The organism is Paenibacillus lentus, assembly GCF_003931855.1.
Lineage (GTDB): Bacteria > Bacillota > Bacilli > Paenibacillales > Paenibacillaceae > Fontibacillus > Fontibacillus lentus.
In genome coordinates, this window is the sequence record NZ_CP034248.1 from 337,605 (window position 1) to 361,515 (window position 23,911).

At 48.0% G+C, this 23,911-nt stretch carries 12 protein-coding genes; 4 read left to right on the forward strand and 8 right to left on the reverse strand.

The annotated features are described in order from the left end of the window. Positions 1-535: 535 nt before the first annotated feature. The 7 genes from EIM92_RS01685 to EIM92_RS01715 form a co-directional block, all read right to left on the reverse strand. The gene (locus tag EIM92_RS01685; protein WP_125081193.1) at positions 536-1,471 is read right to left on the reverse strand and encodes an SPFH domain-containing protein; all 936 of its coding nucleotides are present in this window, start codon (positions 1,469-1,471) and stop codon (positions 536-538) included. Continuing rightward, the gene (locus EIM92_RS01690) at positions 1,471-1,905 is read right to left on the reverse strand and encodes an NfeD family protein (RefSeq protein ID WP_125081194.1); all 435 of its coding nucleotides are present in this window, start codon (positions 1,903-1,905) and stop codon (positions 1,471-1,473) included. The genes EIM92_RS01685 and EIM92_RS01690 overlap by 1 nt, the downstream gene beginning before the upstream one ends. A 297-nt stretch (positions 1,906-2,202) precedes the next feature. Further along, positions 2,203-3,594, reverse strand: coding sequence for an L-cystine transporter (locus EIM92_RS01695; protein ID WP_125081195.1), 1,392 nt, complete (start codon positions 3,592-3,594; stop codon positions 2,203-2,205). A 469-nt stretch (positions 3,595-4,063) separates the two neighbouring features. Further along, positions 4,064-6,133 (reverse strand): methyl-accepting chemotaxis protein, encoded by a 2,070-nt coding sequence (locus EIM92_RS01700; protein ID WP_125081196.1) that lies wholly within the window; start codon positions 6,131-6,133, stop codon positions 4,064-4,066. A gap of 193 nt (positions 6,134-6,326) precedes the next feature. Then, positions 6,327-7,172 carry a sugar ABC transporter permease gene (locus EIM92_RS01705; RefSeq protein ID WP_125081197.1) on the reverse strand — a complete coding sequence of 282 codons (846 nt, stop codon included), beginning with the start codon at positions 7,170-7,172 and terminating at the stop codon, positions 6,327-6,329. Beyond that, complete coding sequence (locus EIM92_RS01710) at positions 7,169-8,470, reverse strand: carbohydrate ABC transporter permease (RefSeq protein ID WP_125081198.1); 1,302 nt, start codon at positions 8,468-8,470, stop codon at positions 7,169-7,171. Before EIM92_RS01710 ends, EIM92_RS01705 begins: the two co-directional genes overlap by 4 nt. A gap of 87 nt (positions 8,471-8,557) precedes the next feature. Beyond that, positions 8,558-9,889: a sugar ABC transporter substrate-binding protein gene (locus tag EIM92_RS01715; protein ID WP_125081199.1), complete on the reverse strand. Its 1,332-nt coding sequence runs from the start codon at positions 9,887-9,889 to the stop codon at positions 8,558-8,560. A 710-nt stretch (positions 9,890-10,599) separates the two neighbouring features. Here EIM92_RS01715 and EIM92_RS01720 point away from each other — a divergent pair. Continuing rightward, complete coding sequence (locus tag EIM92_RS01720) at positions 10,600-12,345, forward strand: alpha-glycosidase (protein ID WP_125081200.1); 1,746 nt, start codon at positions 10,600-10,602, stop codon at positions 12,343-12,345. Positions 12,346-12,715: 370 nt separating this feature from the next. Here EIM92_RS01720 and pulA read toward each other — a convergent pair whose 3' ends face one another. Continuing rightward, positions 12,716-20,845, reverse strand: coding sequence for a type I pullulanase (gene pulA, locus EIM92_RS01725; protein WP_125081201.1), 8,130 nt, complete (start codon positions 20,843-20,845; stop codon positions 12,716-12,718). A gap of 92 nt (positions 20,846-20,937) precedes the next feature. Here pulA and EIM92_RS01730 point away from each other — a divergent pair, with 92 nt between their 5' ends. The 3 genes from EIM92_RS01730 to pgmB all read left to right on the forward strand — a co-directional run bounded on the left by EIM92_RS01730 (position 20,938) and on the right by pgmB (position 23,894). Beyond that, positions 20,938-21,552, forward strand: coding sequence for an ankyrin repeat domain-containing protein (locus EIM92_RS01730; RefSeq protein ID WP_164515000.1), 615 nt, complete (start codon positions 20,938-20,940; stop codon positions 21,550-21,552). Between the two features lie 475 nt (positions 21,553-22,027). Next, positions 22,028-23,059, forward strand: a complete 1,032-nt coding sequence (locus tag EIM92_RS01735) for a LacI family DNA-binding transcriptional regulator (protein ID WP_125081203.1) — start codon at positions 22,028-22,030, stop codon at positions 23,057-23,059. A gap of 172 nt (positions 23,060-23,231) precedes the next feature. Next, on the forward strand, positions 23,232-23,894 hold the full coding sequence (gene pgmB, locus EIM92_RS01740) for a beta-phosphoglucomutase (protein WP_125081204.1): 663 nt from the start codon (positions 23,232-23,234) through the stop codon (positions 23,892-23,894). Positions 23,895-23,911 lie beyond the last annotated feature (17 nt).

The following is a 23,911-nucleotide window of genomic DNA, read 5'->3' on the forward strand; positions in this document are numbered from 1 at the left end:
ATGTGACCAACATGCGCACCACGCCGACAGCCATCCGAGCATGCCCCGAACCACGCATCGTCCACACGGGGAGAGTGTGCACGATGTACAACACCCACCTTAAAAGCCCAGCATGAATCGGGGATTTTCTCGTTCTAAATGGATTTATAGTAGTTAGTTTACTGGCAAAAAGGGGGAAAATAGACTTAAATGTATTTCATGTCGTTAGATGAGCGGAGATCGGCATCATGGGGCTGAATTCATGATTTTAGATACCTAAAATCCATCTAATCCCTCGAAACATTCGTTTAGAGCATAATTAGATACATGAATTCCATTTAATCTGTTTAGCGGCGGAGCCTAATGCTTGACAACCTAATATTCGGCAGCTTATATAGTCGAGCTAGATAAATTGGCTGGCTGCAGGCGAGCGGTTAATTGGATTTCACAAGAAACGGATAGCTTTCTGATTCTGAAAAGAAAGGGGCGCCCCTCCGTCATCGCTGATGACTTTGGGGACGCCCCGTCCTTTAATGTCTCTAATTTCAGGCAGAAATTATTTCTTGCCTTCCTTGCTCTTGAACATTTCGCCGATCGCGCCGATGCTGCCCAGCGTTTCGATGGCATTGGATGGGATGAACACTTTGTTCGCAGGTCCCTTGGATACCTCGGTCAACGCCTCGAAGGAACGGTAAGCGAGCACCTGCTCATCCAGACCAGCCTCGCGAAGCAGCTGGATTCTAGCCTTCTCCGCCTCGGCAACCGCTTCAATCGCCTTAGCTTCCCCAAGCGCCTCCAGCTCCTGGGCTTGACGCAGACCTTCCGCTTCACGGATACGAGCTTCCTTGTCACCCTCGGCTTTGAGAATCTTACTTTGCTTATCCCCTTCAGCGCGAAGAATCATATCCTGCTTCGCCGCTTCGGCTTCAAGAACGATCGCACGCTTGTTACGCTCCGCCTTCATTTGCTTATCCATCGCATCCTGGATGTCCAGCGGCGGCTTAATGTCGATAACCTCGACACGCTCGATCCGCACGCCCCACTTCTCGGTTGCTTCATCGAGTGCAATCCGGATGTCCGAAGATATTTTCTCCCGTCCGGACAACGTCTCATCAAGCTCCATCTTCCCGATGATTTGACGCATCGTTGCCGTTGTAATGTTGCGAACACCGTACACGTAATCGGAAATGCCGTATGTTGCTTGCTCCGGCCCTACGACCTGATAGAAAATGATCGTATCGATTTGAACTTGTACGTTATCCTTGGTAATAACGGTTTGTGGTGGAACATTGGCCTGTTGAATCCGTAGGTCGTGGTTTATACGAACCTTGTCGATCACCGGGATCAAAATGTTCAGACCCGGCGTTAGCAGGCGGTGAAACTTACCAAGCCGCTCCACAACTCCAACCCGCTGCTGAGGCACAATTTTAACTGTAAGCGAAATGAACATAAACACAACAATGATGATAACAGCAATAATCACTAAATCCATTAAATAAATTCCTCCCATCTTTCTACTTCGATAATAGTACTCCCTCGTTTCATTACCCGCACCAGCTCATCCTTGCCAATGGACTGTGTGGATGTGGCGCTCCACGTATCTCCCCCGATCTTTACAATACCATATTGACCCGGTTCAATGGCTTCAACCACAACTCCCTGCTTCCCAACCAATTCAGTACCAGCATCCTCATACCCTTTGGAAGTCCGCAGTCTCCTCGCGAGCGGTTTCGTAAACGCCGTCAGCACTAGAGCTACCACGCAGCCTATAATTACCTGGAGCAATAATGCATCCGGAACCAACCAGGCAACCACTGCAGCCACGAGGGCGCCGATGCTGATCCAAAGAAGGTAGAAGGTCAAGGTCATCATTTCTAGCACTAACAGTACTCCGGCGGCAATCAGCCAAATTACCCATGCTTCCATCCTACCGATACACCACCTTTCTGCAATTATAATAGTATATACGGCGTTCCAGGCAAAAAGTATCAAGAATTAAAACCCTATTGTGCAAATACTTAGCAAGCAATAGAACCAATACTCTCCCCATTTACCCTTATTTTCAAGAATACCAAAATCAAACTCAATTCACAGTTAATTTCTTCCTATTCCTCGTCTCAAATACCCATAAACGGAAAAGACAGCTATGAAGGATTTTTCCTTCAAAGCCGTCTTAACGATTATATTCGACCGGATAACCGACTATTCCAGTTTGTTCACATATTATGCCTGGGCTACATCCAAATCCACATGGCGCTTGAATACATTCTCATCATTCTCGCCAAGCACTTTACCAGTAATTACACCGGCTGCGATAGAGTCGTTCACGTTAAGCGCTGTCCGCCCCATATCAATCAGCGGCTCAACCGAGATTAAGAGCCCCGCCAAAGCGACCGGCAAGTTCATTGTCGACAAGACAATCAAAGAGGCAAAGGTCGCTCCGCCGCCTACACCAGCCACGCCGAAGGAGCTGATCATAACGACCAGAATCAATGTAAGAATAAAATCCCAGCTCGTCGGATCAATGCCCACGGTTGGCGCAATCATCACAGCCAGCATAGCTGGGTAAATACCGGCGCAGCCGTTCTGTCCAATCGTCGCTCCAAAGGAGGCCGACAAGTTAGCAATACCGTCAGGTACGCCCAGCCGCTTCGTCTGCGTCTCTACGTTCAATGGGATCGAAGCAGCACTCGAACGCGAAGTGAAGGCAAACACAAGCGTTGGCAGTACTTTTCTAACATATTGCACCGGATTGTATCCAAAAATAGCTAACAGGATCAGATGAATAATGAACATGACGATCAAAGCTACATAAGAAGCACCCACAAATTTGATCAGCTTCAAAATTTCCTGCGGATTCGTCGTTGCGATCGTATTCGTAATTAGCGCCAGAATTCCGTATGGCGTCAGTCTTAAAACCAGCGTTACGATTCGCATGACCACAGCATACAGAGCATCGATTATTTTACGGAAGGTCTCCGCTTGCTCCGGCTTTTTGCGATCCAGCCCAAGCACGGCGACTCCAATAAATGCAGAGAATATAACGACAGCCAAGGTTGAGGTGCTGCGCGCGCCCGTCATATCGGCAAACGGATTCTTCGGAATGAAATCAAGGATTTGCTGTGGGATCGTCTTGCCAGCCACATCTCCGAGCCTCTCCTCTAACGTCTCACCACGAGCAATTTCACGATCACCTGCGGGAATCTCCAGCGCCTGCAGATCAAAGCTAAGTGTAGTGACGATGCTGACCGATGCGGCAATCGCTGTCGTGATGAGCAGTACGGCGATAATAAGACCGCTGATTTTACCCAGATTTTGTTTCCCCTTCAATTTCATAATGGCGGAAATAATAGATACCATAATAAGCGGGATAACAATCATTTGCAGCAAGCCGACATAACCGCGTCCAACGAGATTGAACCAATCCGCCGACTTTCCAATCACCGTTGAACCGGATGGAAAAATTAATTGAAGCGCCACCCCGAACAGTATACCCAGTCCAAGGCCAGTGAACACTCGTTTTGTAAAAGATATATGTTTCTTCTGCATCCAGAAGAGGATGCCTAGCAGTACGAGCATAACCGCTACGTTGAGAACAATTTGCAGTGTTTCCATCTTAGGACTCCCCTTTATCACTTAATATTTGACCAATGGTCGGAATTATCAAGTCCATTTACAGACGTATATTATCATATATACGACTAAATGGGTAGGATTAATTTAAGTTTAATTTTTACGCCCTTCTTCCCCTATTATGCCTATTTTCCTAACGGAACCACGTAAATATTCTGCATACTGCGAAAATCAATTGAAGTAACACCTGGTTAAGTTAATATTGTTATAACCTTAAGCTTCAACTCAATGCATGCATTGGAAGTAAAATCCACCAGCATACTGACCAACACTATAAATTTCTACAGAATCCTCTTTCAACGTTTTAACCACTCCCCGAAAAGCTGACACATCAACCCTCTTTAATTCTCTCTCCAGCACCAAACATTCAACCGCAAAAGCCAGGCAATAAATTTGCCTGGCTACATTGCAATTTGCAAATCAAAAGCCCCCTATGATATCGCAATCGCTGTTACACCGTTCCCTCTGCATCAATCTCAAAGGAGCTCAAGGATTGCTTCAACGTCTCTGAAAGTCCTTCCAATCGATTGGAGAGCCGAACGAGTTCTTCACTAATCTTGAATTGTTCGGATGACATGGAAGCTACCTCCTCGGTAGAAGCTGTCGTCTGCTGCACGACTGAGCTTACGCTCGCGATAAATTCAGATAGTACATGCTGCGATGACTTCAGATCATGAATCGAAGCTGAGGAGCTTCGAATATCGTTTACGAACTGCTCCATCTCCTGGGTCACTCTTTGAAAAATCGATGAGGCCTCCTTCACCGAGATTAACTGCTCTCCAAATATAGGGGTCACCTGCATCAATACTTTAACGGTGTCCTCGATCGCTTCCTGGATTTCCTCCGTCATCGCTGATACCGTCTGAATGGATTCATTGGACCCTACCGCTAGTTTGCGAATTTCCTCAGCGATGACCATGAAGCCTTTGCCAGCCGCCCCCGCCCGGGACGCTTCAATTGAAGCGTTCAGAGAGAGAATATTCGTCTGCTTTGTCATCTCTACCATAGGCGCCAAAATATTCCGTATTGAATGAGTACTCTGATTTAATTTGGCTGAGTTCTCCTCGATCAGCCCTGTCATCCGGGACACCGACTCCGTCTTTTCCACAAGACTATCCATAAATTCTCGACCCTGCCGGCTGACTTCGATGACCCTTGCCGCCGAAGCATCCATAGTACCGTTCAAATGAATGACATGGTCCATTTGCCGTCCGATTTCATCGGTGATATCCACACCCTTCTCCGATTCAATCGCAAGACTCGCCGCGCCGGAAGCAATTTCTCCCGTAGCCGAGGCAATCTCTCCTGCATGCTGCGAGGTATCTCTCGAGGCTTTCGTCAGATGCTCTGCCGTTGCCAGCAGCTCTTCAGTGGACATATTCGTCCGAACAACCAGCAAAGAGATTTGCTCCAGCATCCGATTGAAGCTTTGTCCCAGCCGACCGATTTCGTCCTTGCTCCTGAAGTTCGTCCGTACCCGCAGGTTGCCGCGCTCCCCTTCCTCCATCAAATTGCACAGCTTCATTAGCGGTTTGCCAACCATGCGGAACAAATAGTAACCAATAGCCAGTGCGACCAGAATCGCTATGATCAGAACGAACACAGTAATCCAAATCAGTTTATCCGCCGCACTTAAGAAATCACTCTCAGGAGCGTATCCAATAATACGCCAATCAACGGATTGAAGCTGCCTGTAAACAACGAGCTGCTTAACGCCCTGTTCATCCTCCATCGTAAAAGAAGACTCCTCGCTCTGCAGCTGTCGGGCATCCAGGCCGATATGCGATTTCGTCGCAATCAGTTCTTGGTTTGGCGCATGGACGATAACGTTATCGGCGGTCAGAATACGCACCTCACCGGATTGGCCGATTTTTAAATTGGACAGGGTTTGCAATAATGCCTCATCTTTAACCTCGATGAGAAGTATGTACTCCGCTTCCGGGTAGTTTAAATTTTGCAGTAATCTCCCCATCGTGACCGATGGCTTTGCATATGTCTCAAAAAAGCCGTTTTGCTGCCCAGGAATCCAAACCGGCTTTCCTTTAGCCTCCTCAATTATCTTGATTCGTTCCTTCACGGAATCTTCATTGCTGGTAGGGCTAGCCCCCGAGCTTGCATACGTATTAGAATAGTTTCCAGGTGCGATCAGCCGAATACCGACCAATCGATCATCCGAGCCACGCATCGCATCCAATTTATTGCGAATCCGTGTCTCCGCCTCCGTCTTCTTGATAATATCCACATTCGGCCTGCTCACGGTCTCCAAATCCGTCCGGAGCATTTGGTCGACAGCAAACTGCCGCGAAATCGATTCATACTCCGCAAACAGGAAATCTAGCTTGTCTGCAGCTTGCTCAATCGCTTGTGAGGATGCAAGTCCCACTTGTCCGCGAATGATTTGCTTCGACATGAGATAGGAGCTGACGCCAAGTACAGCGGATAGAAGCACAACCGTAGCAAATAAAACGATAAAGATTTTTGTACCGACCGACTGAAGCTGAATCCGACCCCATATCTTCATTGTGTGTCCCCCTTAAACAAACATAAAATCATATCCCTCTAGAGAGGCTACTTTTAGGTGCCTTTTTCCATATTTTTATTTTCAAAAAAGGTATAGTCTCCGAATAAACGAGTCTATACCTTAACGATATCTGCGTTTGCTTTTGAGTATTGCTTTTGTATTTTATTTCACGAGTCTTATCCGATCCAACCCATCAACCCTTGCTTGCCCCGGAGGTAAGCCCATCCACGAGCAAACGCTGCATAAACATAAATAGAATCGTAATCGGCACCGCAATCAGCACGGCCCCGGCTGCAAACATGGTAAAGTTCGAGTTCTGATTCGCCTGAACCATGTCCCACATCCCAACAGCTACCGTCCATTTATCCTTACTCCGCAGAATCAGTCTGGCAAAGATGAAGTCCACCCACGGCCCGACAAATTGCAACAACGCCAAATAGGTTAGTATTGGCTTGGAAAGCGGCAGGATGATCGAAATAAATATTCTAAAATTGCTGGCTCCGTCAATCCGGGCCGCCTCATCCAATGAGCGCGGAATGGTATCGAAGAATCCCTTAGCAATCAGCGTCAGCCCTAATGGCGCCCCAGCGGCGTAGACCAAGATCAGGGCGAGGTGGGTATCGAGCAGCTGCATCTCTTTAAGCAGCAGGAAAATAGCAATCATACTCATAAATCCCGGGAACATCCCTAGCACCAAAATGACAGAAAGTGCGTTTTGCCGCCCCTTAAAGCGGAACCGTGATACCGCATAGCTAGTCAATAAGGTGAGAGTAACGCCAAGCAGCATAGAAAAAATGGCTACCTTGAAAGTATTCATATACCATTGCCCATACAGAATCGTCCTGGAGTTAAACAACCCATAATAATGCTCCAAAGTCAGCCTCTCCGGCAGCAGCGATTTGCTATAGAGCGATGTACCTGGACGGAGCGAACCAAAGACGATCCATAAGGCAGGATAAATTGCACCAATAGCCAAGATCACCAGGGTAATGTAGCTCGTTGTCAGCCGTATATAATTACGTATTTTTCGTCTACTCATTGGATCATGTCCTCCTCTTTAAACGACTTTGTTCTGCGGTAGTTATAAATTGAGAACGAGGCAATGATCAGGAATATGATAATTCCGACGGCGGAAGCCATATTATATCTATTCTGGTTCAAGGTCAATTTGTACAACCAGGTCACGAGCAAATCCGTCGCCCCGGCATATTGGTAATCTCCTTTTACCGGATCTCCTCCCGTCAGCAGGAAAATCATATTAAAGTTATTGATATTGCCGGCAAACTGCGCGATTAACGTAGGAGCCGTCGTAAATAAAATCATAGGCAGCGTAATGATGCGGAATTTCTGGTAGCCACTGGCTCCATCCACCTCGGCAGCTTCATACATATCCCGAGGAATTGTGGTCAGAACCCCCATAATCAAGAGCATCGACACCGGAATACCGACCCACATATTTACGATAATTACAGTTACTTTAGCCCAGAATGGATCTGTTAGCCACGGCAATCCCCCCAGACCGAAATAGCCAAGATACTGGTTAATCGGGCCGAATTCACCGTTAAACATATTTCTCATCACTAGCAGCGATATAAGCTGCGGAATTGCGTAAGGAATGATCAGAATCGTTCTCCAAAATCCTTTGAAGCGAATGCCCTTTTGATTAATCAATAGCGCTACGAGCAACCCACCAAAATAAGTGGTTACAGTTGACAATACAGCCCAAATAATCGTCCAGGTCAGTACCCCGTAAAAGGTATGGCTCCAGCTTTTGAGAGCTAGCAGATTTTTAAATGTATCAAAACCGACCCAGTCCACCAGCTTGCCTGGAGGCACGTGATTCGGCGAAGAATAGTTCGTAAAGGCAATCATGACCATAAAGATAATCGGCATTACCGTAAAGAACAAAATCCCGATTGCGGGAATACTCAAAAATGCCTGGGCAAATTTATAGTCAAGTATGTAGCGGACAGATTGTTTAAAGTTGTTGACCTTGTTGCCCTGATCGCGCTCGCGGCCTATTTTTCTCGCGTCCCGAATGTTGATGTAATAAATAATCAGGAACACGACGAGATATAGCAGCGTAATCAAGCTTTGGATCAAAATAAAGATCGAGTGGTCGTATTCACCTGGCTGCATATTAGCAGCGGTTCTTGGATTCTCGCCCAAGGTTACGATTCCCCAGAGCGCATATCTCAGATTAAGAATAAAGTAGGTTACAGATACTGCTTCAAATAGGACTAGAAGTGCTCCTTTAACAAATTGTCTATTATATATTTGGCCCAATCCCATCAAAAGGGACGACAGTATTGTTGCTCGTGTTTGATGTCGGCTCATGTCTCCTCCTTCTCCTCTTCCCTAAAAATCAAGGAATTACCCGCCGCTTTTAGCGGCGGGTGGACAACTCGTACTTAGGTTTTGGTATTATTCAGCATTTAGCCCATCATTCAAATCCTTGATTTGCGTGATCGCTTTTTCCATGGCAACCTTAGGATCGGCTTTGTTATTCCAAATTTCAGCCATAGCTGCATTTACTGGCGCCCATACGTTGGCCATTTCAGGAATCGAAGGCATCGGCTCCGAGTTTTTAGCCTGCTCTGCAAATCCGGACACAATTGGATCATTCTTGATTTGATCGGTTTCTAGTGCTTCAAGGTTAGTAGGAACCGAGCCGATCTTTTCGTTCAACAACAGCTGAGCTTCCTTGGTTGTAGCAAATTGTGCATACAATTTAGCTGCATTTGGATATTGGGTAAAGGAACTTACCGTATAAATTTTAATACCAGAGAAAGTTATCGCTGTTTTTCCATTCACCGTTGGCAATGGTGCAACACCCAGATTTTCACCCAGAGCATCTTTATAGCCGGCAACCTCCCAAGGGCCGTTGATATCCATAGCTACGTCACCCGCACCAAACAGACCACGCTTAATGTCCGGGTTAATGTCGCCGCTATTCATTGGTAAAATCTCCGCCAAGCTTTGATATACCTTCATCGCTTCAGCTACGCCTTCCTTGGCAAGACCAATATCATCTTTGTTGGTGCCGTTGTCGCCAAAGAGATATCCGCCACCGCTAGCGATAAACGGATAGTTAAAATACATATTTCCCGCTTCCCACATCAGAGCGTACTTCTTCTTGGACTTATCCGTGAACGTTCTACCAAAATCAATTAATTCTTCGAAGGACTTAGGCGGTTCAGGAAGAATCGACTTGTTATAGAACAAAGCTGTTGTTTCGGCTGCTCTCGGATACCCGTACAGCTTGCCATCGAACGTAGCCCCGATGATTGAAGCCTCGGTGTTGTTTTTCTTTGTCTCTTCTGCAAAGACATCATTTTCTAGAATCAAGCCCGATGCTGCTGTATTCCCCAGATGGTCATGTGGAATAATGACTACGTCTGCGCCAAGTCCGGAAGGACCATCCGTCGTTAATTTAGCTACTTGATCCGTAGCCGCAACTTCTTCGATTTTTACCTTTACACCATATTTCTCCTCAAATTGTCTTGCAATTTCTTCTGTAAAGGCGACCTCTTCCCTACTCTCCCATACTAGAAGCTCCGCCCCAGCCTCAGGCATCAGTTCGCCATCCTGAACAACGGCATTGCCTCCCTTATTCTCTGCCGCATTAGACGGTGCTGGTGTATTCGCGCCTTTGCTTCCGCCACTACTCTTCGGACTACAGGCGGTCATTGAAGCTACCAGAGTGACTGCAGCGATCAGTACAAGCGCTTTTCTAAACGGTTTTTTGAAATTCATAAAGCTAACCCCTCCCAAGAAAAATGATTACAATTACAAAATACGAAATTTGCGCAAACGATTTCAGAAAGGCCACTATTTCCCGATGTTTATTATGTATAACGGGGCTATCTGACCACTTTTCCGAACAGTAAGCGCTTCAACCTTGCCCACATCATACATCATAATAATCCCATTATAAAAACGTTTGCACATAGTGTATTTCCCGTAAAAGCCTAAGTTTAATCTCAAAATCTCGTAATTACTCGCTTTTTCACACAATAACTCAATAATTGTTCTTTTTTCCTGTAGTACACAATTGTTATCTTTAAAGAAACGTTGGTATATCAGGGTTAAATCATTACATAGCTATGCGTATTCACACGTTTACATCCACTAAATTTTAACTGTCTGTTTCTGTCTTGTGCAATGGTTTGAACAGTGTTATAATCCATTCATGAATGCGGTTAACTCATTGCTGGCATTATGTTTCAGTTCTAAAAACTGAAGGCACTGTTATCGTAAAGGTACATCCTCGGCTCCTGATATTCAGCCCTGGTGTGCCTTTTTTAGCTAATATAGCCTTCTAACTCATTTATATATTGAGTGCTAGCGTAGCATGAGTATCAACCAAATGGAGTATAGAATTGCTATGTATCGACCCATACTTAAGCATTAATCCGTGCAATTTCTATGCTCATAACACTCATTTGTTTAGGAGGAATCATATTATGTTGCTTGAAGCCGTCTATCACCGCCCCAAACTGAACTGGTCCTATGCCTATGATCGAGAAACAATCCACTTACGTCTGCGGTCCAAAAAAGATGACCTTACCCATGTTTATGCCTTTGCGGGTGACAAATACATGTGGGATCAAAGCAAGGAACTAATTCCCATGAGCAAAATGACTTCCGATGAGCTGTTCGATTACTGGACATGCAGCGTCAAACCGCCTTATCGTCGCTTAAAATACGGTTTCCTGCTCCAGTCGGGAGAAGAAAAAATTTGGATGACAGAAAGCGATTTCTCCAAGGAAGCTCCGGCGGATCCGAATCGTCTCTTTGATTATCCGTATATTAATCCAGCGGACCTATTTACTGTACCCGAGTGGGTAAAGGATGCTGTCTTCTATCAAATTTTCCCTGAACGCTTCGCTAAGGGCGATCCGAGTCTGGATCCGGACAACGTGCTCCCTTGGGGCGGCAAGCCGGAAAGAGACAATTTCTTTGGCGGGGATCTGCAGGGCGTCATTGATCATCTCGATCATTTAAGCGAGCTGGGGATTAATGCGATTTATTTCACTCCTATTTTTGAAGCGACAACCAATCATAAATACGATACAGCCGATTACATGAAGGTTGATCCGCATTTCGGGGATACGGAAACATTAAAAAAACTCGTGAAGGCTTGTCATGATCGGGGGATTCGCGTGCTGCTGGATGCAGTCTTCAACCATTCCGGCAAAACGTTTGCTCCTTTTGTCGACGTCTTGGAGAAAGGCGAGCAGTCACGCTACAAGGACTGGTTCGTCGTGCGTGAATTCCCTCTGACCGTCAAAAATGGGGTGCCAACCTACGATACATTCTCTTTCGAACCGCATATGCCTAAGCTGAACACGGAAAATCCTGAGGTTAAGAAATATTTACTGGACGTAGCAGAGTACTGGATCAAGGAGGTCGGAATTGACGGCTGGCGCCTTGATGTCGCGAATGAAGTAGACCACCAATTCTGGAGAGATTTCCGGAAGGTTGTGAAAAAAGCCAACCCTGACGCCTACATCCTCGGCGAGATTTGGCATGAATCGTCCGGCTGGCTGCAGGGTGACCAATTCGATGCCGTGATGAACTATCCGTTCACCGATGCAGTGCTGGACTTCGTAGCCCGTCGCACCTTGGATTCGGAAGGATTTGCCAATGCGGTCGGCAAGCAGCTTTCCCGCTACCCGCAACAGGCGAGCGAGGTCGCCTTTAACTTGCTGGACAGCCATGATACGCCGCGACTTCTGACCCTTTGCGATGGCAACAAGGATCTGATGAAGCTTGCTACGGTCCTGCTGTTCACTTACAGCGGCACGCCTTGCATCTACTACGGAGACGAGATCGGTCTCGACGGCGACCAAGACCCGGACTGCCGCAAATGCATGGAGTGGGATCCGGCCAAGCAGGATCGCGATTTATTCGCCTTCTACCAGAAGCTGATTGCAATCCGCAAAGACCTCCCGGCGCTTCGTACCGGCTCCATTGATTTCCTTGATGCGAAAGCAAATGAAAGCAAACTGGCCTTCGAGCGACGCCTTGGTGAGCAGTCGGTACTGGTGCTTGTGAACAATGACAGTATCGGACAGACGATCCAGGTCGAAGCGGACGGCGAAGCGTGGAAAGACGCGTTTGACGGCCAGGAGTGGCCAACCGAGCGCGGAATGCTCTCCGTCAGGCTGCCGGCCTATGGCTTTGCCATCTTGACGAGAGTAAAGTAAAGGGCGCTATCACAAACAAGCACAAGAGTTTGCGCGCGCTACATCAACCAACCGCCGTCATTAGCGCGAGGTTGAGCTGCACGGCGGCGGCTGGCTGCCCTCTATGCCAAGCATCAGAGGCAGCAATTCACTTAATGAGTTAGAAAACAAGAGACCCTAGAGCGTTGAACCGCTCTAGGGTCTCTTGTTTTTTCATGCTTCTATTGCTGTGTTGCTTCTATTGCTGTGTTGCTTCTATTGCTGTATTGCTTCTATTGCTGTATTGCTTCTATTGCTGTGTTGCTTCTATTGCTGTGTTGCTTCTATTGCTGTATTGCTTCTATTGCTGTATTGCTTCTATTGCTGTATTGCTTCTATTGCTGTATTGCTTCTATTGCCGTTGTTGCAGCAGCTTCCAAATTACCTGTGCACTCTCGGCGCGGCTCAACTGATCCTTTGGTTCAAATAGATCGCTGCCCGTGCCCCGCAATATGCCTAATGCAGCTGCCTCTGATACCGCCTGCCTAGCCCATGGAGCAATGCTATGACTGTCCTTGAATGGCATATCGCCAGTGCTATTTGCACTTCTTGCGCCATTCATCACGGCATAGGCTCTCATTAGCATGACTGCCATCTCCTCACGCGTGATGCCATCCGTGCTGCCAAACGTACCGTTCGCGCGTCCCTTCACTATACCTGCTGCATTGGCAGCTGCAATCGCCTCAGCATACCATGCGCTTGAAGGTACGTCGGTGTATGCCATACTATCAGAAGGATCAAGCATCGACGGATCCAGCTTATGCTCCAGGTTCAGCACTCTAACGAGCATGGCCGTGAACTCCGCTCTCGTTACGCTGGATGCTGGCGCAAAGACATCCTCAGAGCCCCCCGCAGTGATTTGTCGAGCTGCCAGTTGCTGAATGGCCTCGCTAGCCCAATATCCGCCGGGAACATCACTAAACATCTTGTCGTAGCCTGCAAGCGCAAGCTTTCCGAGTGCGCTCAGCCTAGCTGAAACCCCAGCCTCCGACCAACGGGCTCCTGCATAGGACAGCGAACCGGCATCATTAAAACGGTATATCCCCAACACACCACGTACCCCTGCCATCGAATCATCGGACGCCGCATTCGCATTAAATTGAATATGCAGCGGCGCGGCATACCTATCCAGCATCAATGTTGTCCCGTCCTTGGTCACAACGTACAACGCCAGATCAAACACCTTTCCTTGGGATATAAGTGTAGCACGTTCATGCTGTTCAGCCAGCTTCAACAGCCTCTGCCCTTCCTCATCGGCTAAAGGCTGGAAGGAGAAGACGATTTGTGCTCCGTCTAAAATGCGGCTTGAAGCACCCTTCAACGTGCGATTTGAAGAAGCGCTGTTCAAAGAGCTATCGCCCGAAATCAAGCCGATCAGTTGCCTTACGACAGAAGCTGGTACATCCAGCGTAAACGGTTCCGTCTTCAGGGAAAGCCCGTTCGTTCCGTCCATAGCAGCAGCGTTCGCCGGCAGCACAAGCTTGCTTTTTCCCGGCTCGGCCATAACCGGAATCACGCCGCTCTGCGGAGTCAGGTCGTTCACGAACTGTACATCCGCCGGAATTGCTGCACTATCTCCTCCTCCGCTTCCGTCACTTCCACTACGACTTGACGAAGAGGAGGATGATGATCCGGAATCCCCGTTTCCAGGCTTTGGCGGCTTTTCTTGTTTTGAAGCGGACAGCACAACAGTTCCGCCTTGATCCTTGCCTGGAATAGTTACGAACACTTTGCCGCTGTCAGCCACCGTGTATTTGCTCTGGCTGTATTCCTCCGTCAAAATCGTTCCTGCTTCGTAGGGTACTGCAAACTCAGCCGTACTGGCCTCCGACTTCGTATTTAATCCCACGATCACCGCCTCATCTCCATACGTTCTGGAGAATACGACATACCCGCTCTCATCCGACCCGCTCAACTTCGCCCGCGTTCCCTTAGAAAACACCTTCGAATGCTTAGCACGAATCTGCAACAGCTTGGTGTAATGACCGTGAATATCCATCGCCTCGGCATCGCGCCCATCCACTTTATCCCAAGGCATGTCATTCCGATTCTCGTTGAATTCGCCAAGATCCATGTCACCGGCCGTACTGCCCGATTGCCCCAATTCCTCACCGTAGTATACGACCGGCTGGCCTTTGCTCGTCATTTGCAGCGCTGCCGCAACCTTCAGCTTACCGACATCTCCGTCTACATAGTGAGACAGAAACCCACTCTCATCATGGCTGCTCAAAAATTGCCCGAACGTCTTATCGCTCGTCAGCATGGCGTTCCGCTGCTGCAAATATGACTCCACGCTATCAATTTGACCATTCACAAAATCTTTGGCTTTATCCTTAAATTGAAAATCCAATAAAGAATCCATTTGGCCATTCCCTAGAAATCCCCCGGTATTGCCTGGAGATGCCCCAAAATACTCCCCAATCAGCTTGAAGTCCGGCTTCACCTTCGTCAGCTCATTCTTGAAGGCCATCCAGGTCGTCTCATCGACGTGCTTCACCGTATCTACTCGGAAATAGTCAATCGTATCTCCCCGATCGGTGCGCGCCTTGTTCAGCCACCCCACCTGCCATTCAATCAGCTTATCCCTGACCGCGGCTTCTTCTGTCTTGAAGTCCGGCAGTCCGGCAAGTTCGCCGTGAACCGTATCTGTGCCGCCGTCACGCAGCATACCGGCAAACCTCTCTTGGTCGACGGCTGTCGGGTAACCCGGAACCCCTGCTGACTGATCTGCTTGCTTCAATCCATATCCGGCATGGTTCAACACTACGTCGACCATAATTTTGATCCCGCGATCATGGGCCTTGTCGATCAGTTCCTTGAAATCGTCAATATCACCAAGATGCTCATCCATGATTTCGAAGTTTTTAGCCCAGTAGCCATGGTAGCCAAATTGCGGCCCGCTCTTGCCATAACGAACATCAAAATCGATATTGTCTACAATCGGCGTAATCCAAATCGTGTTAATCCCCAGTTCATCCAAATAATCAAGCTTCTCGATAATTCCCCGGATATCACCTCCATGATAGGCTTCCGGCTGATCAGGATTAAAGCTTCCCGGAATATGGTTTGGATTGTCATTACTTGAATCGCCATTATAGAAACGGTCTGTCAGCAAAAAGTAAATTCTCGCCTCATCCCAGTCGAAATCCAGCGGCGAGTTCCCCGTTCTCGCTTGTACTGTAATTTTGACTGTACCGTGATGCTTGTTGCCGTACTCATCAATAACCGTCAGTCCGATAGTTTTAACACCCGCTGTAACGTGATCCGCAACGGAAATCGTCCGTTCCAGCAACTGCGGGTCAATAACTTCTTTAGCCCCGCCACCGAGCTCCCTTAAATCCGCATAAGCCTCGCGCAGCTTCACGCCTTCATCCCCGGATACTCTCAGCGCTAGTACTGCATTCTCATGGTAGGCGATCGTTCCATTCAGGCTTGCAGGGGACACCTCCCCTTGAATGTGCAGCTCTGGCTTCAGGAACTCAACCACGGAGCGATTGCCTTCGCGCTGCGGATTTTTCTCGTCCAGAACAACACTGTCGCGGTCATTATGGGTAACCGTAAAATCATAATAATACTTACCCGGCTCGACATTTTTCAAGGTATACACGAAATACTCATTCTTCGCATCATAGATCATCTCGTAGCTATGCTCATCCTGCCCCGAAGAAACATTTAGCTTCACGCCGGATATATTGGACATCGCATCTTGCCGGAAAAGACGGTCATCCCGGTAATAGAAAATAATATGTCCTTCGTTCAATTCCGGTCCGTTTACCTCTGGCAGTATATCCATCTCCATGACCATGCTTTGCACATTCACCTTCACAAAGGTCTGTCCGGTTCCGATTGGAATATTCCGATCATCGGGAATGTCCTGCTTTGCCGTGCTCCAGTCGGTGCCTTTGCGGACAACAAAACCGACAGAGCTGCTGTCCGGGGCAGTCTCGATATTGGCGATCGCAACGCCGTCCCTAACAGTGAAATCCACCTGTCCATCGCTCACGCCCCCGGTTCCCCAAATCCAGAGGTTCCAATCTTCATAATTCTGATCCGGACGTGTATAGCGCAGTTGTACCATTTTCTTAACGAAACCCAGAACCTTCAGTTGCTTCTCTGCCTTAAGCTCTCCAATCTGAGCCGTGATCGTCACAGTGCCTGGCTTGATTCCCTTGACTTCACCAGTCGCACTGACGGTTGCAATAGATGGATCCGAGCTGCTCCAAGCTAAAGCTTTGCCTTTCAATGGCTGACCGAATTGATCCTGCAGTGTTGCACTTATAAACGTGGACTGCGTAGCATAGACTTCGCTCGCACCCGTTAACGCAAGCTTAGTTGGATGCAGCGTACCGACCTGTACCGTGGAAGAGGCCTGAACGTGGCCGACGGTTGCTGTAATCGTTGCCGTTCCTGCCGATTCGGCACGGATCAATCCTCTCTCGCTTACTGTGGCCACCGTACTGTCGGAAGTGCTCCACTCGATGCTTGCTCCCGTCATCGGGTTGCCCTTCTGGTCGCGAACAACGGCCGTCATCGAGCGAATCATGCCTGGTTCCAGTCCTATGGTGTCAGGAGTCAGGTCAATCTTGCTCACCTCCGGCGTGTACACGGTTTCTTCGTCGTACAGCACCATCATCGACAATCCGGCAACCTGGACACTGCCTGTCACCGGAGCACCCAGCTTCGTCGTCCCGGCAGCCCGGTCATTAACAACGATGTTCCAGGCTGAGCCGCCGGGAAGCGCTACGGTCTGAGCCGTCTGATTGGCGTTGTAAATGACGACGATATTGTTCCAGGTGTCACCGTTTGCATAATTTTTCAATTGAAATGACACGATGTTACCATCGCTCTTCAATACCTGCAAATGGTTGGCGATGGCTTCCTTGGAATTCATCCGGAAGGCCGGATGGCTTTGGCGCAGCTCAATCAAGCCTTGATAATAGTCGAATACCGGCTTGAATTTGTCCTTGTTCTCCCAGCGAATCTGATTGATCGCATCCGGGCTTCGGTAGCTATTATGATCGCCGTATTTGGTACGCAGAAATTCGTCGCCTGCATGCAGGAACGGTATCCCCTGCGAAGTTAATACAATTCCATTCGCCAGCAACGAGCGCCGCACCGTCTCATTATCCAATACATCATTGCCCGCTCCAACATATTTGTAGGGCTGGGCGGCAGCGACCGCATTCTCGATGCTTCCTCCGCTCTCCAGTACGCCGTCCCGAATATTCAGCATACCAAGATCAGCGTCTAGCCCTTGGGTTCTAACAATTTTATCCCATAAATTCAAATTGTCATGCGCGATAACATAGTTCACTGCCTCCGATGGCATCACCGCGAAGGAATCTGTCGCGCCTTTGATTCCTGTGACAATAGCAGCTTCCTGGCCGGGCTCTCCCGTGGCAAAGCCCTTGCCTGCTCCGTCGCTATCCCCTTTAATTGCACCGCGGAAATCATCATTAAATACGGCAAACCCCTTATTTTGCTGCATCCCTTTGATCGTCTTCAGGTTTTGCGGCAGTGGCGTCGGGCCCATATCCCATGGCTCACCATACACGATCAGCTCGGGAGCCACCTCCTGGTGCAGTTCATTCGTCACCTCGGTCATCGTTTCGATATCGATGAGTCCCATCAGGTCAAAGCGAAAACCGTCTACGCCGTATTCTTGGGCCCAATATTTTACGGAATCACGGATATACTTGCGAACCATCGGGCGTTCCGAGGCAATTTCATTGCCTACTCCTGTAGCGTTGGAATACGTGCCCGCGTCTGTCGTCCGATAATAATAACCCGGGACAATTCGATTAAAAGGTCCGTCTTCAATCGAGAAAGTATGATTATATACGACATCCATCACGACGCCGATGCCTTCATCGTGCAGGCTCTGCACCATTTCCTTGAATTCGCGTATTCTCGCCGCAGGATCACTTGGATTACTGGAATATGCCCCTTCAGGCACATTGTAGTTTTGTGGATCGTATCCCCAGTTGTATTTTGGAGCAACAGAGGCTGGATCGTCCACGGCTAGTTCATTAACCGTCTTGAAATCATAGGCCGGCAGCAAATGCACATGCGTGACCCCAAGTGATTTTAGATGATCGATTCCCGTGGGAAGTCCCTGGGACGTTGTCGTTCCTTTCTCCGTAAAAGCCTTATATTTTCCTTTATGCGACATTCCAGAGTCTGGACTGATGGAGAAGTCGCGAATGTGCAGCTCATATAGCACTGCATCGGTAGGCTGAATTAGCGTTGGTTTGTTCTCCGGTGTCCAGGTTGCAGGATTCGTATCCCGCAAATCAATGATGGCAGTACGCTGTCCATTTGCCGAGACGGCGACCGCATATGGATCTACCGCATAATTGACCGTGCCATCCGCAAACTCTACCTTGTACATATAAAATTGTCCTTTTAAATCGCCGGATACCGTCCCCGACCATACCCCGTTTGCTGCACGGCTCAGTACACGCTCCGTTCCGCCCGAATGATCTGTCACGAGACCGTTCTCGTTATAATCGCCTGAACTGCTGTATAGCGACACACTCACTTTCGTTGCAGTTGGCGCCCATAACTTGAACGTACTGCCTACCGTGGTATAGGTTAGACCCAAATCTCCTCCGGCGTAATAAAAGGATGGATCATCCAATATTTTGCGCATCGTCACCGGGGTAGGCGCAAAGTTGGCTGTCTCTACCGTATAAGCATGGGTTACGTCAAACTCTTGCGGGTTAGCTATCGTGATTCTGAGCTTACGATCACTTATTTTGACGGCATTCACCGATAACTTCCTGTTTCCATCCGTTATATCCGTTAACTCCATTGTGCTTAGATCCGCATCCGCCACTTCGCTGCTGGCCTCAGCGATTAACGTATCTAGGCTGTCCGCCATCACAGCGCTGAACCTCGGTGAAGTATCCGGTCTCGCAAAATATACCTTTGGATCGTTCTCCACCAGGTACACGTCAGTGGTAGTTTGGCCCGCAGGCATTTCAACCTTGCGATCCATTTCCTGCGCGCTCCAGTCGTTATCCGGAGTACTCAAACGTGTCAGGACTCCGATCTTCGGCGAAGCTGACGTATATACGCCAACTGCAAAGCCGTCGGCATCCACACCTGTAAACGGGTAGCTGCTGCCATCCTGTCCTTCAGGCCAAATCCACATATTCCAGTCACTCTGCTCGTCGTCATAACGATAATAATGCAGATTGAAGGTGTACAGATCCGATACTACGGTTATTTCCTTCTCGCTGCTTCGCCCATCATGCTCAGCAACAATCGTAAATTTCTTTACGATCGTATCGTCCGCGATGACAAGCTTCCCTTCGGATATCGCCACCCCGGTCAAGTCGCTCTCCTTCAAGGACCACTGCGGGGACACCTCTGCTGTCGTGCCATCCGTTCGAACGAGCGTAGCTGTTAATTCTGTCGAGCTTCCCTTTCCGACCGTATCCGCTAGCCCGATTTGAATACCTGGAACGTGCAGAACCGAATTGCCTTCGCTTTGCAACGGATTTAACGGGTCTGCAAAACTCTCATCCCAATTCAAACGACTTGCATTGAATTTATATGGATAAGAGCCCGGCGACAGGAGCATCGTGGCTGAGAACACGCCCTTTGCGTCCATAGACATTGCTTCGCTCTTATCCAGAGACCAGCCATTCATGGAGCCGATAACATAAAGCTCGTTCCCTGTATGAGTGTTGTTATTGAAGGTCACGGTGCCATCGTCATGAATAACAGGGCTGGCAAGAATATGATCAACGACCTTCAATTCCAATTCTGTTGCAATATTTTCATAGACAGCCGATATAACTGCACGCGCTCCAGTCGCTGCATGATCAGCAACCTTCACTTTTCCGCCAGTTACAGAAATCACTCCAGGTTGACTGGATGACCATTCGGCATTGTCCGTTAAATCCACGACTGTGCCATCCGCAAGAATTCTGACGGCTTTCAAGTCTATGGATTGCCCTTGGCTCACTTCTTTTCTAGGAGGATGCCCCGCGGCATCCCGCATGCTTAAGCTATAAATCGCGGAATTCACGCTAATCTTGGACATGTTGCGGGGATCGGCGTAAGAAGCATTCCAATCTCCCTCTGCTGTCGAAAATTTATATTCAACAACTCCCTTATTGGCGATGAAATCCGTCTTCGGAATAGTGTATGAATATACGCTCAGCTCGGTTCCATTCTCGTTGTAAGTGCTTACTTTTGTCATTTCAACGAAGCTATTCCAGCGGGAGGCGCTAAAGTTACCTACCACGTACAGGCTCCCCGCTTCCGTAATCCCAGTTACAGTTACGGAACCGTCCTCTTGGAACAAAGGACTGTGCAGTTCATTCTGCTCTCCCTGGAGGACGGCGAACGATGACGGTGAACTGGATGGTGAATTAGCTTTACCAAACGCTTGACCGATTCCCATCAGGTTAACGACCATTAACATAACCAGAAATACTGTAACCAAGCGAACTGACTTTCGATTAGCCATGTAAGCGTTGACCCCTTTCTAGTCAATAAAATATGAAACTGAAACAGGATTAAGTTCTTTTCCGTTTGGAGCAGGGTGTAACGGAAGGGAATGTGGACGATTTTTCGTACACAATCCTGCATTTGGCCGCTGAACGAGCCGGTGTGGACGATTGTTCGTACACATTCCTGCATTTGGCCGCTGAACGAGCCAGTGTGGACGTTTGTTCGTACACATTCATGCATTTGGCCGCTGAACGAGCGATTGTGGATGTTTTTTCGTACACATTCATGCATTTGGCCGCTGAACGAGCGATTGTGGACGTTTGTTCGTACACATTCATGCATTTGGCCGCTGAACGAGCGATTGTGGACGTTTTTTCGTACACAATCCTGCATTTGGCCGCTGAACGAGCGATTGTGGATGTTTTTTCGTACACAATCCTGCATTTGGCCGCTGAACGAGCGATTGTGGACGTTTTTTCGTACACATTCCTGCATTTGGCCGCTGAACGAGCGATTGTGGACGTTTGTTCGTACACATTCCTGCATTTGGCCGCTGAACGAGCGATTGTGGACGTTTGTTCGTACACAATCCTGCATTTGGCCGCTGAACGAGCGATTGTGGACGTTTTTTCGTACACATTCCTGCATTTGGCCGCTGAACGAGCGATTGTGGACGTTTTTTCGTACACATTACACATTACACATTCCCCTCTACCGGACTGAGATGCTGCTTAACAGAACTGCTCAATCTTATGAACGCAAATCGTCAAAAAAGCAGCCATATGAATAAAATTATTTCGAGTTATGTAAGCGTACACTCCCCTTTCCGCGCCCCTATTTACATCAAATTGAAACTTTTTGTGCAATCGTTAGCACTAATTTTAAAAATATGTTTCAGCTATGACTCCCAAAATTATGTAAGCGCTATATCGGCATCACCACTATAACTTAAGCGTTTAACTTATTTAAAACGTTTGCATCAGCCGTTTTTCGTAGTTATTTTAAATATTTCGTTGTTTTTCTTCGTATTTCTCATGTTATCGTTTATATTCAATTTTTGTATTATTGGCGCATATATTCCAAAAAAATGAGCAGCATATCTCTGAATATCCCACTTTGTCGGGGTTTATCTATTTACTTTCTCTGATCTTTCGATTAAGATTACAATGTAAAGCAAACGGTTCCACAGGAGGTTATTATGGCTGTAACCATTAAAGATGTTGCTAGAAAGGCCGGAGTATCTCCTTCCACCGTGTCCCGGGTGCTGTCCAATCATCCAAGAATCAGCACGGAGACTTCTCAAAAAGTAAAGGCGATTATGGAGCAGCTTGGCTACCATCCCAACATTATGGCGAAAAGCCTGGTATCCAAGACAACGAACAGCATTTGCATCATGCTGCCTAAATCAGCCGAGGAATTGTTCTCCAATTACTTTTTTATGGAGCTGATCCGCGGCATTGTCACCCAGGCAAGTCGTTTGGGATATGATGTACTCATCAGCTCTGGAGCAAATGAGAAGGAAGAGGTCGAAGGCGTCTCTAGACTTCTTAACGGCCGCCGGGTCGATGGAGTCATCCTCCTCTATTCCAGGACAAATGATCCTGTCGTCGATTTTCTGCATGAAAATAACCATCCCTTCGTTCTGATCGGACGGAGTGATCAGTATCCTGATATATTGTCCGTAGATACCGACAACGTTCAGGCATCCTATGATGCGACCAAGCACTTAATTTCACTTGGACATGAACGTATTGGATTTGTAAGCGGACCACCGGAGCTTGTCGTTTCCAAGGATCGGTTGAAAGGTTACATGCAGGCACTTGCAGATGCCGGGTTAGAATCCCATCCTGAATGGATTGTCGAAGGAGAATTCCTACAAGAAAGCGGCTACCGGGCCATGTCGTTTTTCATGAATCTTCCGAATCGCCCGACTGCGCTCGTTCTGATCGATGATGTCGTCGCCTTTGGAATATTGCGGGGCTTGCATGAGCTTAAATATAATGTGCCCGAAGACTTGTGTCTGGTGAGCTTTAACAACATACCTTTATCCGAATTGTCGACGCCGCCATTGAGCAGTATTGATATCGGCATTTACAATTTGGGATATACTGCTTCCCAGGTACTGATCCAGTCGATCAAAAATAATCAGGATGCCTCCTATCAGAAGCGCCAGATTATACCGCATCGGCTGATGATCCGCGAATCTTCCATCCATTCCGTTCGCTCATAGACGGGGGACACGAAGGATTACGGAAGGATTCATAAAGCATTATCCACGAAGATAGGGCTGAGCTTAGCTTTCATAAAGTGTAAGCTCTATCTTCTTAAAATAAATGAAGCCATGCTGCTTCTTTTATTTTTAACACTTTGTTCAAACGTTTGCGCTAAAAGGAGGAGAGGTTATGACCTCAATCAAAGCTTGTCTTTTTGACCTGGACGGCGTCCTGGTCGACACCGCCAAATATCACTATTTGGCTTGGAAGCGGCTCGCGGATGAGCTCGGTTTCACGTTTACCGAGCAGGATAACGAGAAGCTCAAAGGGGTTAGCCGCATGGCATCCCTGGATATTTTGCTAAGTGTAGGTCAGCTTGAGTTCGATGATGCTAAAAAGCTTGAACTGGCCGAGCGAAAAAACAGCTGGTACTTCGAATCCATTTCAAAAATGGATCATTCGGAAATATTGCCGGGGGCGCTGGAGTTCCTCAAGGCCTGCCGGGAGAATGGCCTGAAGACCGCCCTTGGATCAGCTAGCAAAAACGCGATGACCATTTTGAATAATACCGGCTTAACTCCTTATTTTGATGCCATTATCGACGGGACACATACAAGCCAGGCCAAGCCCGATCCAGAGGTATTCCTGCTTGGCGCCAAGGCCCTATCGGTGTCTCCTGAGCAATGCGTCGTCTTCGAGGATGCCGAGGCCGGGGTCGAGGCTGCACACCGCGCTGGCATGAGCTGCGTCGGAATCGGCTCAGCAGATACACTAGGCAAGGCTGAACTTATCGTTCCTTCACTGCAAGAAATGACGATAGACCGTCTTAAGGAGTTAAATGCTGTTCGCTAACTCACTTCTGTTCACGT